Annotated in this window: 19 protein-coding genes; 11 read left to right on the top strand and 8 right to left on the bottom strand. The window is 53.2% G+C overall.

Annotation, left to right across the window (positions count from 1 at the left end; translation table 11 throughout):
• Window positions 1–20 precede the first annotated feature (20 nt).
• The 6 genes from ibaG to mlaF all read right to left on the bottom strand — a co-directional run bounded on the left by ibaG (window position 21) and on the right by mlaF (window position 3,504).
• Window positions 21–275, bottom strand: a complete 255-nt coding sequence (gene ibaG / locus ACLHV9_RS21910; protein WP_008501458.1) for a BolA family iron metabolism protein IbaG — start codon at window positions 273–275, stop codon at window positions 21–23.
• 126 nt (window positions 276–401) lie between these two features.
• Entirely contained in the window at window positions 402–695 is a 294-nt protein-coding gene (mlaB, locus tag ACLHV9_RS21915; RefSeq protein WP_049007565.1) for a lipid asymmetry maintenance protein MlaB, read from the bottom strand.
• The gene (gene mlaC / locus ACLHV9_RS21920) at window positions 695–1,330 is read right to left on the bottom strand and encodes a phospholipid-binding protein MlaC (protein ID WP_028017031.1); all 636 of its coding nucleotides are present in this window, start codon (window positions 1,328–1,330) and stop codon (window positions 695–697) included. The genes mlaB and mlaC overlap by 1 nt, the downstream gene beginning before the upstream one ends.
• Before the next feature lie 18 nt (window positions 1,331–1,348).
• Window positions 1,349–1,897: an outer membrane lipid asymmetry maintenance protein MlaD gene (mlaD, locus tag ACLHV9_RS21925; protein WP_049007571.1), complete on the bottom strand. Its 549-nt coding sequence runs from the start codon at window positions 1,895–1,897 to the stop codon at window positions 1,349–1,351.
• A 4-nt stretch (window positions 1,898–1,901) separates the two neighbouring features.
• Entirely contained in the window at window positions 1,902–2,684 is a 783-nt protein-coding gene (gene mlaE / locus ACLHV9_RS21930; protein ID WP_010436044.1) for a lipid asymmetry maintenance ABC transporter permease subunit MlaE, read from the bottom strand.
• Between the two features lie 7 nt (window positions 2,685–2,691).
• Window positions 2,692–3,504, bottom strand: coding sequence for a phospholipid ABC transporter ATP-binding protein MlaF (mlaF, locus tag ACLHV9_RS21935; protein ID WP_024906354.1), 813 nt, complete (start codon window positions 3,502–3,504; stop codon window positions 2,692–2,694).
• Window positions 3,505–3,731: 227 nt separating this feature from the next.
• Here mlaF and ACLHV9_RS21940 point away from each other — a divergent pair, with 227 nt between their 5' ends.
• The 11 genes from ACLHV9_RS21940 (at window position 3,732) to npr (ending at window position 11,651) form a co-directional block, all read left to right on the top strand.
• Complete coding sequence (locus ACLHV9_RS21940) at window positions 3,732–4,709, top strand: calcium/sodium antiporter (RefSeq protein ID WP_028017029.1); 978 nt, start codon at window positions 3,732–3,734, stop codon at window positions 4,707–4,709.
• Window positions 4,710–4,722: 13 nt separating this feature from the next.
• Window positions 4,723–5,709: an arabinose-5-phosphate isomerase KdsD gene (gene kdsD, locus ACLHV9_RS21945; protein ID WP_025756696.1), complete on the top strand. Its 987-nt coding sequence runs from the start codon at window positions 4,723–4,725 to the stop codon at window positions 5,707–5,709.
• Between the two features lie 14 nt (window positions 5,710–5,723).
• The gene (kdsC, locus tag ACLHV9_RS21950) at window positions 5,724–6,290 is read left to right on the top strand and encodes a 3-deoxy-manno-octulosonate-8-phosphatase KdsC (RefSeq protein WP_108091086.1); all 567 of its coding nucleotides are present in this window, start codon (window positions 5,724–5,726) and stop codon (window positions 6,288–6,290) included.
• On the top strand, window positions 6,287–6,862 hold the full coding sequence (lptC, locus tag ACLHV9_RS21955; RefSeq protein WP_028017027.1) for an LPS export ABC transporter periplasmic protein LptC: 576 nt from the start codon (window positions 6,287–6,289) through the stop codon (window positions 6,860–6,862). The genes kdsC and lptC overlap by 4 nt, the downstream gene beginning before the upstream one ends.
• Window positions 6,831–7,385 (top strand): lipopolysaccharide ABC transporter substrate-binding protein LptA, encoded by a 555-nt coding sequence (gene lptA / locus ACLHV9_RS21960; protein WP_024906352.1) that lies wholly within the window; start codon window positions 6,831–6,833, stop codon window positions 7,383–7,385. Before lptC ends, lptA begins: the two co-directional genes overlap by 32 nt.
• Before the next feature lie 6 nt (window positions 7,386–7,391).
• A complete protein-coding gene (lptB, locus tag ACLHV9_RS21965; protein ID WP_025756692.1) occupies window positions 7,392–8,117 on the top strand; it encodes an LPS export ABC transporter ATP-binding protein in 726 nt (241 codons plus the stop codon).
• A 47-nt stretch (window positions 8,118–8,164) separates the two neighbouring features.
• Window positions 8,165–9,598 carry an RNA polymerase factor sigma-54 gene (gene rpoN / locus ACLHV9_RS21970; RefSeq protein WP_410376029.1) on the top strand — a complete coding sequence of 478 codons (1,434 nt, stop codon included), beginning with the start codon at window positions 8,165–8,167 and terminating at the stop codon, window positions 9,596–9,598.
• 22 nt (window positions 9,599–9,620) lie between these two features.
• Complete coding sequence (gene hpf / locus ACLHV9_RS21975) at window positions 9,621–9,908, top strand: ribosome hibernation promoting factor (protein ID WP_008501444.1); 288 nt, start codon at window positions 9,621–9,623, stop codon at window positions 9,906–9,908.
• Window positions 9,909–9,990: 82 nt separating this feature from the next.
• Window positions 9,991–10,482: a PTS IIA-like nitrogen regulatory protein PtsN gene (ptsN, locus tag ACLHV9_RS21980; RefSeq protein ID WP_008501443.1), complete on the top strand. Its 492-nt coding sequence runs from the start codon at window positions 9,991–9,993 to the stop codon at window positions 10,480–10,482.
• A 45-nt stretch (window positions 10,483–10,527) separates the two neighbouring features.
• The gene (gene rapZ / locus ACLHV9_RS21985; RefSeq protein WP_028017025.1) at window positions 10,528–11,382 is read left to right on the top strand and encodes an RNase adapter RapZ; all 855 of its coding nucleotides are present in this window, start codon (window positions 10,528–10,530) and stop codon (window positions 11,380–11,382) included.
• Complete coding sequence (gene npr / locus ACLHV9_RS21990; protein WP_003861872.1) at window positions 11,379–11,651, top strand: PTS phosphocarrier protein NPr; 273 nt, start codon at window positions 11,379–11,381, stop codon at window positions 11,649–11,651. Before rapZ ends, npr begins: the two co-directional genes overlap by 4 nt.
• Window positions 11,652–11,690: 39 nt before the next feature.
• On the opposite strand, the gene mtgA is transcribed toward npr, so the two are convergent.
• Both mtgA and elbB read right to left on the bottom strand, forming a co-directional pair.
• A complete protein-coding gene (mtgA, locus tag ACLHV9_RS21995) occupies window positions 11,691–12,416 on the bottom strand; it encodes a monofunctional biosynthetic peptidoglycan transglycosylase (RefSeq protein ID WP_028017024.1) in 726 nt (241 codons plus the stop codon).
• Window positions 12,413–13,066, bottom strand: coding sequence for an isoprenoid biosynthesis glyoxalase ElbB (gene elbB / locus ACLHV9_RS22000; protein WP_028017023.1), 654 nt, complete (start codon window positions 13,064–13,066; stop codon window positions 12,413–12,415). Before elbB ends, mtgA begins: the two co-directional genes overlap by 4 nt.
• Between the last annotated feature and the right edge of the window lie 147 nt (window positions 13,067–13,213).

The raw sequence follows: 13,213 nt of genomic DNA on the forward strand, positions 1-13,213 counted from the left end.
GCGGGCCTGTCGCCCTCAGCTCAAAAACCGTTTAGTTTGCGATCGCGTGCCCACTCTTGCGGGGTGAACGCTTTAATCGACAGGGCGTGGATGCGGTTATCCGCAATATATTCCATCAGCGGCGCGTACACAGCCTGCTGCTTCTTCACACGGCTCATACCGTCGAACATCTCACCCACAGCAATAACCTGGAAGTGACTGCCATCGCCAGTGACGTGGGCTTCCTGAAGGGAAAGTGCATTCATCAGCACTGTCTGGATTTCATGATTTTCCATGGGCTCTTAATCATCTGATAGTGAAAACAAGCCCAACATCTTAGAGCAAAGTGACGTCGTCTTAAACAAGCAAAAAGCCCCGACGATGAAACTGTCAGGGCTTTCAGAAGTAACGCACTGAAAATACTAACGAGGCAGCACGTCGTGAGGGAGATTGTAGAGCTGCGCGAGGGTAACGACATTATCACTCGCGCCGTGAAGCTTGACGCTTTGCCCCTGCTTTTTCCCCACGGCAACCAGATGGGCGAGCAGCGCAATACCTGCTGTATCCACCCGTGTGACCTCGGTTAAGTCGATGAGCGTCACACCCTGCATCGCTTCATGACGTTTATCCCACAATGGGTTCAGCAGATCCTGATCAAGTTCACCGGACAGCTTTAATGTCTCGCCTTCACGCGACCAGCTGAGTTGCTGAGACATTACTTCTTCTCATCCAGTGTAATTTTCTGACGAGAAATAGACTGCAGCTGCGCGGTAAGGCCATCAATGCCTTTGGTACGCAGCAGGTCGCTCCACTCGTTCTGTTTGGTGGTGATCATGCTTACCCCTTCGGCAATCATGTCATACGCCTGCCAGTGCCCCGTCTGGCTGTTTTTACGCCACTGGAAATCCAGACGAACCGGCGGACGGCCGTTAGGATCGTTGATGGTCACGCGGATAGGTACGATGGTCGCATCGCCCAGCGGCTGCTCAGGCGCAATCTGATAGGTCTGACCATGGTACATCGCCAGCGCCTGGCCATAAGCCTGTTTCAGGTATTCACGGAACGCGGCAAAGTAAGCATCACGCTGCGCGGGGGTCGCGTCTTTGTAATAACGTCCCAGCACCAGCGCACCTGCATATTTGATCTGCACATACGGCAGCAGTTCCTGATCGACAACATCACGCAGATAATCAGGATTAGCACGAATTTTAGGTTGCTCGTTTTTAAGACGGTCGAAAGTCTTCTTGGCCGCTTCGTCCATCTGTTTGTACGGGTTACTCTGATCCGCAGCGTGGGCTGCGGTGAGAGGGGCAATGACCAGCATGGCAACCATTAACAGTCGTTTAAACATGAATGACTTCTCCTGAAATTAATTCGTCGTGCCAGATGTCGGTGCGACGTTGGTGTGATCTTCAGTCTGCGCAGGGGCAGCATCGGATTTTTTCTCATCCCCTTTACTGTTGTAAAGGAACTGACCAATCATATCCTCCAGCACCATTGCGGACTTCGTATCCTGGATAACACTGCCGTCTTTAAGGATAGTCGTTCCGAGCTCTGGGTCTTCAAAACCAACGTTAAGCGCCAGATATTGTTCACCCAGCAGGCCGGAAGTCCGGATCGAAAGAGAACTGGTGTCCGGAATATGGTTATAACGCTCTTCGATATCCATCGCGACGCGTGGGAGATAGGTTTTCTCATCAAGCGTAATGTCCGACACACGGCCGATCACCACGCCACCAATACGTACCGGTGAACGCGCCTTCAGCCCGCCGATATTATCGAAGGTGGCATAAATACGATATGTCGGCTCGGTGCGGACAGATGTGATATCCGCCGCTCGCAGGCAGATAAACAGCGCCGCCAGCAGTGCCAGTAACAGGAACACGCCGACCCAAATTTCATTTTTTCTCGTTTGCATGAACTCAATTCCCAAACATCAGTGCGGTGAGCACAAAATCCAGACCCAGTACGGCCAGCGACGAATGTACGACTGTACGCGTTGTTGCACGGCTAATGCCCGCCGACGTCGGGATGGCATCGTAACCATTGAACAATGCAATCCAGGTGACCGTAATAGCAAAGACCACGCTTTTAATCAGACAGTTGACCAGATCCATTCGCAGATCAATGGCGTCTTGCATGGCAGACCAGAAGAAACCGGCATCAATGCCTTTCCAGTGGACGCCAACCAGCGAGCCGCCCCAGATACCCACGGCGACAAACAGAATAGTCAGTAACGGTAACGAAATCACCCCAGCCCAGAAACGCGGCGAGATCACGCGACGCAGCGGATCAACCGCCATCATCTCCATGCTGGAAAGCTGCTCGGTCGCACGCATCAGGCCAATTTCAGCCGTTAATGCCGACCCCGCGCGCCCAGCGAACAACAGTGCCGCCACAACCGGCCCCAGTTCACGCAGCAGTGAGAGTGCCACCAGCATCCCGAGGCTGGTTTCTGCACTGTAGGTTGTCAGAACAAGGTAGCCCTGAAGCCCAAGCACCATACCGATAAACAGCCCGGAAACAATGATGATGAGCATCGACAGCACGCCGACATTATAGAGCTGACGCACCAGCAACGGTGCGTGCTTGCGGAATTCCGGCTTGCCGACCAGCGCGTTGAATAACATCAATCCGGCGCGCCCGAACGTCCTGATGGTTTTTATGCCACGGTGTCCGAGAGCGGCCAACGCATTTAACAGCATGAGTGGCTTAACTCCCTATTCCCAGTAAATCGTCACGATAGTCGCCCGCCGGGTAGCGGAACGGCACAGGGCCATCTGCAATACCGTCAAGGAACTGCCGCACGCGCGGATCGCAATTTTCCTGCAGCGCCTGAGCGCTACCGTGTGCGACGATCTTTTTGTCCGCCACGATATAGGCGTAATCGGCAATGCTCAATACTTCCGGTACATCGTGAGAAACCACGATACAGGTAACGCCGAGCGCGCTGTTCAGCTCAGAGATGAGCTTCACCAGCACACCCATCGTGATAGGATCCTGTCCGACAAACGGTTCGTCGAACATAATTAAATCAGGTTCTAAAGCAATCGCTCGCGCCAGTGCAGCGCGTCGCGCCATCCCACCGGACAGTTCCGAAGGCATCAGTTTTGCAGCCCCTCGCAAACCGACGGCTTCAAGCTTCATCATCACCGTGCTTTTCAGCAGCTCAGGCGGCAGGCTGGTATGCTCGCGCAACGGATAGGCCACGTTATCAAAGACGTTCATGTCGGTGAACAGAGCCCCCGACTGAAAGAGCATGCTCATGCGTTTACGGACAGTATACAGGCGCGAGCGCGACATCTCCGGGATGTTTTCGCCATCAAAGAGGATTTCACCGCTATCCGGTGGGATCTGCCCACCAATGAGGCGCAGCAGGGTCGTTTTACCGATCCCGGACGGCCCCATGATGGCAGTGATCTTGCCACGCGGTACGGTCAACGAAATATCATCAAATATCAATCGGTTGGCGCGAGAAAAACTCACACCGCGAACATCGACTAAATTCGCCATCGTTTGGCTCATTTATTGTTCCTTTCTTACCCTGCTCACATTAAGGCATGCAGCCTGAATCAGCCCCAAACTCAGCATTTTTACAGAATAATAGCCGTTGAGGTTAGCGAAAGCTGGCATTTGTTTTACTTTTCCGGCGCATAAAGTCAAAATTAGGAATTCGTTACGCCTCAGACAGTATGCAGTCCAGCCATTCCCGCGCGATGGACCGACGAGTATACCTGAAGAAAGGACTTTTGATGCTTTTAGCAACAGCACTGTTAATAATTGGTTTACTTTTGGTGGTCTACAGTGCTGACCGTTTAGTGTTTGCTGCATCTATCCTGTGTCGTCTGACTGGCGTACCGCCTGTTGTCATCGGGATGACCGTTGTCAGTGTTGGAACGTCGCTTCCTGAAATCATCGTCTCTGTTTCAGCATCGCTGCATGGTCAGGTAGACCTGGCTATTGGCACCGCGATTGGCTCGAACATTGTCAATATATTACTGATTTTAGGCCTGGCGGCACTGCTCCACCCATTTCGCGTACATTCCGATGTTCTGCGCCGTGAATTGCCGCTAATGTTAATCGTAAGCCTGCTGGCAGGGTGCGTATTTTATGATGGCGTACTGAGCTACAGCGACGGCATTTTCTTGCTGGCGCTGGCCGTCATTTGGCTGCTGTATAGTGTTAAAATCGCCCGCCAGGCTGAAAAGCTGGGTCAGGATAGCCTGACTCGGGAGCAGGTTGCCGAACTTCCGCGGGAGGGCACGCTGCCTGTAGCACTACTTTGGCTTGGCGTCGCGCTGATCATCATGCCAATGGCAACGCGCATGGTCGTCGACAACGCGACAGTACTGGCGAACTATTTTGCCATCAGTGAACTGACCATTGGCCTGACGGTCATTGCCATCGGCACCAGCCTGCCGGAGCTGGCCACGGCCATTGCGGGAGCACGTAAAGGTGAAGATGACATTGCCATTGGCAATATCATCGGTTCCAACATTTTTAATATCGCGATTGTGATGGGCCTGCCGGCCCTGATAACGCCCGGGCCTTTTAACCCCCTGGCGTTTTCACGCGATTACGGTGTGATGTTGCTGGTCAGCGTGATATTTGCCCTGCTCTGCTGGCGGCGGCAACGCCAGATCGGCAAAGGCGCAGGCGCGCTGTTGACGGGTGGATTTATCGTATGGATGGCGATGCTGTACTGGCTCTCGCCTCTTCTCTCTGGGTAAACGGAAACGCATTATGTCGCAAATAGAATTGCAGCCGGGTTTTGACTTTCAGAAAGCAGGCAAAGACGTTCTGGAGATTGAACGTGAAGGTCTGGCGCAGTTAGATCAGTACATTAATCAGGATTTTAGTCTGGCATGTGAGAAGATATTCTACTGTGCCGGTAAAGTCGTGGTAATGGGGATGGGCAAGTCCGGTCATATTGGCCGCAAAATGGCCGCGACGTTTGCCAGCACCGGAACCTCTTCTTTCTTTGTACACCCGGGGGAAGCCGCACACGGCGACCTGGGGATGGTCACACCGCAAGATATCGTCATCGCACTGTCAAATTCCGGTGAATCCAATGAGATCCTGGCGCTGATCCCGGTACTGAAGCGACTGCAGGTCCCCCTCATTTGCATGACCAGTCGCCCGGAAAGTAGCATGGCGCGGGCGGCCGATATTCACCTGTGCGTTAAGGTTCCCAAAGAAGCCTGCCCTCTGGGCCTGGCTCCGACCTCCAGCACCACCGCGGCACTGGTCATGGGTGATGCGCTTGCCGTAGCGCTGCTGGAAGCCCGCGGTTTTACCCCTGAAGATTTCGCACTTTCTCATCCCGGCGGTGCGCTTGGGCGCAAGCTGCTTCTGCGGGTCAACGATATTATGCACACCGGGGATGAAATCCCTCACGTCAGTAAAGCGGCCTCCCTGCGCGATGCGCTGCTGGAAATCACCCGCAAGAATCTGGGTATGACAGTCGTGTGCGATGATCTGATGAAAATTCAGGGGATCTTCACCGATGGGGACCTGCGTCGCGTGTTTGATATGGGTGTAGATGTCCGCACGCTTGGCATTGCCGATGTGATGACACCTGGCGGCATCCGCGTTCGCCCGGGTACGCTGGCAGTGGATGTGCTGAACCTGATGCAGTCCCGTCATATCACCTCCGTTATGGTTGCCGATGGCGACCAGTTGCTGGGTGTGGTACATATGCATGATCTGCTACGCGCAGGCGTAGTGTAATGAAGGATAAGACAATGAGTAATGCGGGTGCATCCCTTGCAACCTGTTATGGTCCGGTCAGTACCCATATGATGGCGAAGGCAGAAAAGATTCGCCTGCTCATCCTGGATGTGGATGGGGTTCTCTCCGATGGCCTGATTTACATGGGCAATAATGGTGAAGAGCTGAAAGCGTTTAACGTTCGCGACGGTTACGGTATCCGCTGTGCCCTTACCTCGGGGATCGAGGTTGCCATCATCACCGGGCGAAAAGCTAAACTGGTAGAAGATCGCTGTGAAACGCTGGGCATTACCCATCTGTATCAGGGACAATCCGATAAGATGGCGGCGTTCAATGATTTAGTGGGTAAACTGGCAATTGCACCGGAAAACGTGGCTTATGTCGGGGATGACCTGATTGACTGGCCAGTAATGACTGAGGTCGGCCTGAGCATCGCCGTTGCCGATGCGCATCCGCTGTTGCTCCCACGCGCTGACTACGTTACCCACATCAATGGCGGCCGCGGTGCCGTACGTGAAGTCTGCGATCTGCTTCTGCTGGCGCAAGGCAAGCTTGATGAGGCCAAAGGGCAATCAATATGAGTAAAACCAGACGTTGGGTTATCATTCTGCTTTCGCTTGTCGCACTGGTATTGATTGGCGTGAATATTGCCGATCGCGACGATACGCAAACGGAAGTGATCAACAATAACGATCCAACCTATAAAAGCGATCACAGCGACACCGTGGTCTACAGCCCGGAAGGGGCACTGAACTATCGCCTGATTGCCCAGCATGTTGAATATTTTTCAGATGACGGTATTTCGTGGTTTACCCAACCTGTCATGACGACGTTTGATAAGGACAAAGTCCCGACGTGGTCAATCAAGTCAGACCGGGCAAAACTGACAAATGACCGTATGCTTTATCTATATGGCCACGTTGAAGTCAACGCTCTGACGCCTGACTCGCAACTGCGAAAAATTACGACGGATAATGCCCAGATCAACCTGGTGACCCAGGATGTGACGTCGCAGGATCTGGTCACTCTGTATGGCACAACATTTAATTCCAGCGGTTTAAGAATGCGCGGGAACTTACGCAGCAAAAACGCCGAGCTGATTGAAAAGGTTAGAACCTCCTATGAAATTCAAAACAAACAAACTCAGCCTTAAAGTAATTATCGCCAGTGCGATGCTGGCGACCAGTCTCCCCGCGCTTGCTGTAACGGGCGATACCGACCAGCCGATCCATATCGAGTCAGACACGCAGTCTCTTGATATGCAGGGTAACGTCGTCACCTTTACGGGTAATGTCGTCATGACCCAGGGCACCATCAAAATCAACGCCGACAAAGTGGTCGTTACCCGTCCGGGTGGTGAGCAGGGCAAAGAGATTATTGATGGCTACGGCAACCCGGCAACCTTCTACCAGATGCAGGACAACGGCAAGCCGGTGAAGGGCCACGCCACGCACATGCACTATGAGCTGGCGAAGGATCTGGTCATCCTGACGGGTAATGCCTATCTGGAACAGCTGGACAGCAATATTACCGGCGACCAGATCACCTATCTGGTGAAAGAGCAAAAAATGCAGGCCTCCAGCGAGAAAGGCAAACGCGTAACCACCGTGCTGGTTCCGTCGCAGCTGCAGGACAAAGGTAAAGGCCAGGCCCCGGCACAGAAGAAGAGTAACTAATTCGTTATGGCAACATTAACTGCAAAAAATCTCGCGAAGGCCTATAAGGGCCGCCGTGTCGTAGAAGATGTCAGTCTGACCGTCAACTCCGGCGAAATTGTTGGCCTGCTTGGCCCTAACGGTGCGGGTAAAACCACAACCTTCTACATGGTCGTTGGCATTGTTCCGCGCGATGCCGGCAACATTGTTATTGACGATGAAGACATCAGTCTTCTGCCGTTGCACGCTCGCGCGCGTCGCGGAATCGGCTATCTGCCGCAGGAAGCCTCTATTTTCCGTCGTCTTAGCGTTTACGATAACCTGATGGCGGTTCTACAAATTCGTAACGACCTGACCAGCGAACAGCGACAGGATCGTGCCAACGAGCTGATGGAAGAGTTCCACATTGAGCACCTGCGTGACAGCCTCGGTCAGGCGCTCTCCGGGGGTGAACGTCGCCGCGTTGAAATCGCGCGTGCGCTGGCCGCAAACCCGAAATTTATCCTTCTGGATGAACCGTTTGCGGGCGTTGACCCCATCTCCGTTATCGACATTAAACGTATTATTGAACACCTGCGCGACAGCGGGCTTGGTGTACTGATCACTGACCACAACGTGCGTGAAACGCTGGCCGTGTGTGAACGCGCCTATATTGTGAGCCAGGGCAATCTGATCGCTCACGGTACGCCGCAGCAGATCCTCGAAGATGATCATGTTAAGCGCGTCTATCTTGGGGAAGACTTCAGACTCTGATAGGGTAGAGGTAACGTAACGCCGAACCGGAGAAAAATGCTCTGAACATGAAGCAAGGTTTGCAATTAAGGCTCAGCCAACAACTGGCGATGACGCCGCAGCTACAGCAGGCAATTCGCCTGTTGCAACTGTCCACGTTAGAACTCCAGCAGGAGCTCCAGCAGGCGCTGGACAGCAATCCGCTGCTGGAACAAACCGATCTTCATGACGAGGTAGATACCCAGCAGTCGCAGGATACAGAAGCGCTCGATACCGCTGATGCACTCGAACAAAAAGAGATGCCGGACGAGCTTCCGCTGGATGCCAGCTGGGATGAAATCTACACCGCCGGAACCCCTTCCGGTACGCGTGCAGACTACCAGGATGATGAGCTACCGGTCTATCAGTGTGAAACCACCCAGTCGCTACAGGATTATCTGATGTGGCAGGTGGAACTGACCCCCTTCTCCGATACCGACCGCGCGATTGCCACGTCAATTGTCGATGCCGTTGACGACACGGGCTATTTGACCGTCACGCTGGACGATATTCTGGAAAGCATGGGCGACGAAGAGATTGAACTCGAAGAGATTGAAGCGGTTCTGAAGCGTATCCAGCGTTTCGATCCGGTCGGTGTGGCGGCAAAAGATCTGCGCGACTGCCTGCTGATCCAACTTTCTCAGTTCAGCAAAGAGACGCCATGGATTGATGAGGCGCGCGTTATCATTAGCGATCATCTGGATCTGTTGGCTAACCACGATTTCCGCACCCTGATGCGCGTCACGCGCCTGAAAGAAGATGTGCTGAAAGAAGCGGTGAATCTGATCCAGTCGCTCGATCCACGCCCCGGACAGTCGATCCAGACCAGCGAACCCGAGTACGTGATCCCGGATGTGCTGGTCAGAAAACACAATGGCCGCTGGGTCGTTGAACTGAACTCTGACAGCATCCCTCGCCTGCAAATCAACCAGCAGTATGCCTCCATGTGCACCAGCGCACGAAACGACTCTGACAACCAATATATTCGTAGCAATCTGCAGGAAGCGCGATGGTTGATCAAAAGTCTGGAGAGCCGAAATGATACGCTGCTCCGCGTCAGCCGCTGTATTGTCGAACAGCAGCAGGCTTTCTTTGAGCAGGGCGAAGAGTATATGAAACCGATGGTACTGGCAGATATTGCCCAGGCCGTCGAGATGCATGAATCAACCATTTCCCGCGTCACCACGCAGAAGTATCTGCACAGTCCACGCGGTATTTTTGAGCTTAAGTATTTCTTCTCCAGTCATGTGAATACCGAGGGCGGCGGTGAAGCGTCGTCAACGGCAATTCGCGCACTGGTGAAGAAGTTGATCGCCGCGGAGAACCCCGCGAAGCCACTGAGTGACAGTAAGTTAACCACCATGCTGTCCGACCAGGGTATTATGGTGGCACGTCGTACTGTTGCGAAGTATCGAGAGTCTTTATCCATTCCGCCGTCCAACCAGCGTAAGCAGCTGGTTTGACACAACCGATAAGGAAGACACTATGCAGCTCAACATCACTGGACAAAACGTCGAAATTACTGAGGCTTTACGCGACTTCGTGAACGCGAAGTTTGCCAAACTCGAGCAGTATTTCGAAAGGATCAATCAGGTCTATATTGTGTTGAAAGTGGAGAAAGTGACTCATATCTCGGATGCAACCCTGCACGTCAACGGGGGTGAACTCCATGCCAGTGCGGAAGGGCAAGACATGTATGCGGCTATCGACGGCTTGATTGATAAGCTTGCGCGACAGCTTAATAAACATAAAGATAAACTGAAACAACACTAATTGTCCGGGCAGTTAACGGGTGCAGGACGGCCTGTTGTGAAACACAACGGGCCATTTGTACAGTTAGCGCTTAGGTGAAATTATGATGAACAACGATTCCGCTCTTCAACTGAGCAATGTCCTTAACCAGGAATGTACCCGCAGTGCAGTTCACTGCCAGAGCAAAAAGCGTGCGCTGGAGATCATCAGTGAACTGGCCGCAAAACAGCTGGGCCTGCCACCGCAGGTAGTGTTCGAAGCTATCCTGACCCGTGAAAAGATGGGCAGTACCGGCATCGGCAATGGCATCGCGATCCCGCATGGCAAACTGGAAGAAGACACCTTGCGTGCCGTCGGTGTGTTTGTGCAACTGGAAACCCCTATCGCCTTCGATGCCATTGATAACCAGCCCGTCGATCTCCTCTTCGCGCTGCTGGTGCCTGCTGACCAGACGAAAACCCACCTGCATACGCTTTCTCTGGTCGCAAAACGCCTGGCTGATAAAACCATTTGCCGTCGACTGCGCTCAGCCCAAAGTGATGAAGAGCTCTATCAAATTATCACTGAAGCAGAAGGCAATCAGGATGATGCATAACCAGGAGATGGCTTTCACATCTGTTGTCCTGAGGAGAAACGGAACATGGTACTGATGATTGTCAGTGGCCGTTCGGGGTCGGGGAAATCCGTTGCTCTGCGCGCGCTGGAAGACATGGGTTTTTACTGCGTAGATAACCTGCCGGTCGTGTTGTTACCCGATCTGGCTCGGACGCTTGCGGAAAGACAAACCTCTGCCGCCGTCAGTATCGACGTTCGTAATATGCCTGAATCGCCAGAAATTTTTGAGCAGGCGATGAGTAACCTGCCTGAGGAATTCTCACCTCAGTTGCTGTTCCTGGATGCAGATCGTAATACCCTGATCCGCCGCTACAGCGATACCCGTCGTCTGCACCCGCTTTCCAGTAAGAACCTCTCTCTGGAGAGCGCTATCGACGAAGAGAGCGATCTGCTGGAGCCGCTTCGTTCTCGTGCTGACCTGATCGTCGACACCTCTGAGATGTCCGTTCATGAGCTGGCGGAAATGCTGCGTACCCGTTTGTTGGGCAAGCGCGAGCGTGAACTGACGATGGTGTTCGAGTCCTTCGGCTTTAAGCACGGTATCCCCATTGATGCGGATTATGTTTTCGACGTGCGTTTCCTGCCGAACCCGCACTGGGATCCGAAACTGCGTCCAATGACAGGTCTGGATAAACCCGTCGCGGCCTTCCTCGACCGACACACAGAAGTTCACAATTTTATCTACCAGACGCGAAGCTACCTTGAGCTATGGTTACCTATGCTGGAAACAAACAATCGTAGCTACCTGACAGTGGCGATTGGCTGTACCGGCGGTAAACATCGTTCGGTCTACATCGCCGAACAGCTGGCCGATTATTTCCGTTCACGCGGAAAGAACGTTCAGTCCCGTCATCGCACGCTGGAAAAACGTAAAACATGACCGTAAAACAAACTGTTGAGATCACCAATAAGCTGGGCATGCACGCACGCCCGGCGATGAAGCTGTTTGAGCTGATGCAGGGGTTCGATGCAGAAGTTCTGCTGCGTAATGATGAAGGCACAGAAGCGGAAGCGAACAGCGTGATCGCACTGCTGATGCTGGACTCAGCCAAAGGACGCCAGATTGAAGTAGAAGCCACCGGCCCCCAGGAAGAGGAAGCGCTGGCGGCGGTGATTGCGCTGTTTAACGCCGGTTTTGACGAAGACTAACGTTCGTCCCTTCGGCGGGTGGCGCTGTGCTTACCCGCCCTACATGAGATTATTACGCTGCATAAAACCCTCCCCGCCCAGTTGATTCATCTGGCGCATAATCCACGCCTGTCGGCTTCGCACGTAGCCTGATGGGGCACTGGCTTTAAAACGGATGGGATTAGGTAAAACAGCGGCCAATAGCGCAGCTTCTGACATACTTAGACGGCTTGCAGGCTTATTGAAATAACGCTGCGCAGCGGCTTCCACACCAAATACGCCGTCGCCAAACTCAGCGATATTGAGATAGACGGTCAGAATGCGTCTTTTGCTCCAGACCGTTTCCATCCCCAGGGTCAACCCCGCTTCCAGCCCTTTTCGCACCCAGCTTCGACCATCCCATAAAAACAGGTTTTTGGCCGTCTGCTGCGACAACGTCGACGCGCCGCGCACGCGGTTTTCGTGGCGTTCGTTATGAGCAAGCGCCTTCTCAATGGCCGCCACGTCGAACCCCCAGTGCTCCGGGAATTTCTGATCCTCTGCCGCGATGACTGCCAGCCCCATGAACGGTGAGATCTCGTCCATGCTTACCCAGTCGGAATGTGCAACATAGCGGAAATCCCCAGAGAGCCATGCGCCAATCTGGCGCTCAACCATCACAGCAGAGAAAGGGACCGGTACAATGCTGAATAAAGCAATCCCGCCGCCCCAGAAGACCGCCAGTACGAGCAGAGCTCTCAGCAGGATACGCTTTAACCTTGCACCGGGACTGAACTTACGACTCATTCAGCAAGCACCAGCACTCTGTCCACCAGCTTTTCAATGCCCGTGGCTGCTTCAGCAATATTCTGCGCCAGCATGTATGCAGGCGTGGTAATAATTTTATTGTCTTCGTCCACCACGATGTCATCGACAGGACACGGCACATGTTCGCCGCCCATATCCTCAACAACTTCAGCAGTGTCGATGTCGGTCCCAATGGTCAGGCGCAGTGGGAAATCAAAAATTTTCGGCAGCATCGCCGGGGCAATACAGATAAAACCCAGCGGTTTACCCGCAGCGTGCATCGCACGTGACAGCGCTTTTAAATCCGGATCAACATGGCACTCTGCCCCCTGGGAAGCAAAGCTGCTCAGGTTTTTCGCTGCGCCAAACCCGCCTGGCACAATTAACCCATCAAGCTCTGAAGCATTAGCCTGATTAAGAGGGTGAATATCGCCGCGAACAATGCGTGCCGCTTCAATCAATACGTTACGAGTTTCCGCCATCGGCTCGCCGGTCAAATGATTAATTACATCAGTCTGGCTTTTATCCGGCGCGAAGCAGACAACATCAGCTCCGTTTCGGGAAAGCGCCAACAATGTGATGACGGCTTCATGTATCTCTGAACCGTCGTAAACACCGCATCCGCTCAGCACGACACCAATCTTTTTCATCATCAGGTTCCTTCTTTGCAACTCGCTGAAGCACATTAATAATTTTGATTAAAACGCTATGCTTCACACATTTCACTGATTCATGTAACAAACCATTTAAGATTTGCTATCTTATCTGCGTGCGGCCTAAATTTTTCAGGCGGCGCC

Origin of the sequence: Enterobacter sp. CPE_E890 (assembly GCF_046521475.1) — a bacterium.
Lineage (GTDB): Bacteria > Pseudomonadota > Gammaproteobacteria > Enterobacterales > Enterobacteriaceae > Enterobacter > Enterobacter adelaidei.

Coding starts and splice junctions, on each gene's coding strand:
- ibaG (WP_008501458.1), bottom strand. CDS start 275: ATGGAAAATCATGAAATCCAGACAGTGCTGATGAATGCACTTTCCCTT.
- mlaB (WP_049007565.1), bottom strand. CDS start 695: ATGTCTCAGCAACTCAGCTGGTCGCGTGAAGGCGAGACATTAAAGCTG.
- mlaC (WP_028017031.1), bottom strand. CDS start 1,330: ATGTTTAAACGACTGTTAATGGTTGCCATGCTGGTCATTGCCCCTCTC.
- mlaD (WP_049007571.1), bottom strand. CDS start 1,897: ATGCAAACGAGAAAAAATGAAATTTGGGTCGGCGTGTTCCTGTTACTG.
- mlaE (WP_010436044.1), bottom strand. CDS start 2,684: ATGCTGTTAAATGCGTTGGCCGCTCTCGGACACCGTGGCATAAAAACC.
- mlaF (WP_024906354.1), bottom strand. CDS start 3,504: ATGAGCCAAACGATGGCGAATTTAGTCGATGTTCGCGGTGTGAGTTTT.
- ACLHV9_RS21940 (WP_028017029.1), top strand. CDS start 3,732: ATGCTTTTAGCAACAGCACTGTTAATAATTGGTTTACTTTTGGTGGTC.
- kdsD (WP_025756696.1), top strand. CDS start 4,723: ATGTCGCAAATAGAATTGCAGCCGGGTTTTGACTTTCAGAAAGCAGGC.
- kdsC (WP_108091086.1), top strand. CDS start 5,724: ATGAGTAATGCGGGTGCATCCCTTGCAACCTGTTATGGTCCGGTCAGT.
- lptC (WP_028017027.1), top strand. CDS start 6,287: ATGAGTAAAACCAGACGTTGGGTTATCATTCTGCTTTCGCTTGTCGCA.
- lptA (WP_024906352.1), top strand. CDS start 6,831: ATGAAATTCAAAACAAACAAACTCAGCCTTAAAGTAATTATCGCCAGT.
- lptB (WP_025756692.1), top strand. CDS start 7,392: ATGGCAACATTAACTGCAAAAAATCTCGCGAAGGCCTATAAGGGCCGC.
- rpoN (WP_410376029.1), top strand. CDS start 8,165: ATGAAGCAAGGTTTGCAATTAAGGCTCAGCCAACAACTGGCGATGACG.
- hpf (WP_008501444.1), top strand. CDS start 9,621: ATGCAGCTCAACATCACTGGACAAAACGTCGAAATTACTGAGGCTTTA.
- ptsN (WP_008501443.1), top strand. CDS start 9,991: ATGATGAACAACGATTCCGCTCTTCAACTGAGCAATGTCCTTAACCAG.
- rapZ (WP_028017025.1), top strand. CDS start 10,528: ATGGTACTGATGATTGTCAGTGGCCGTTCGGGGTCGGGGAAATCCGTT.
- npr (WP_003861872.1), top strand. CDS start 11,379: ATGACCGTAAAACAAACTGTTGAGATCACCAATAAGCTGGGCATGCAC.
- mtgA (WP_028017024.1), bottom strand. CDS start 12,416: ATGAGTCGTAAGTTCAGTCCCGGTGCAAGGTTAAAGCGTATCCTGCTG.
- elbB (WP_028017023.1), bottom strand. CDS start 13,066: ATGAAAAAGATTGGTGTCGTGCTGAGCGGATGCGGTGTTTACGACGGT.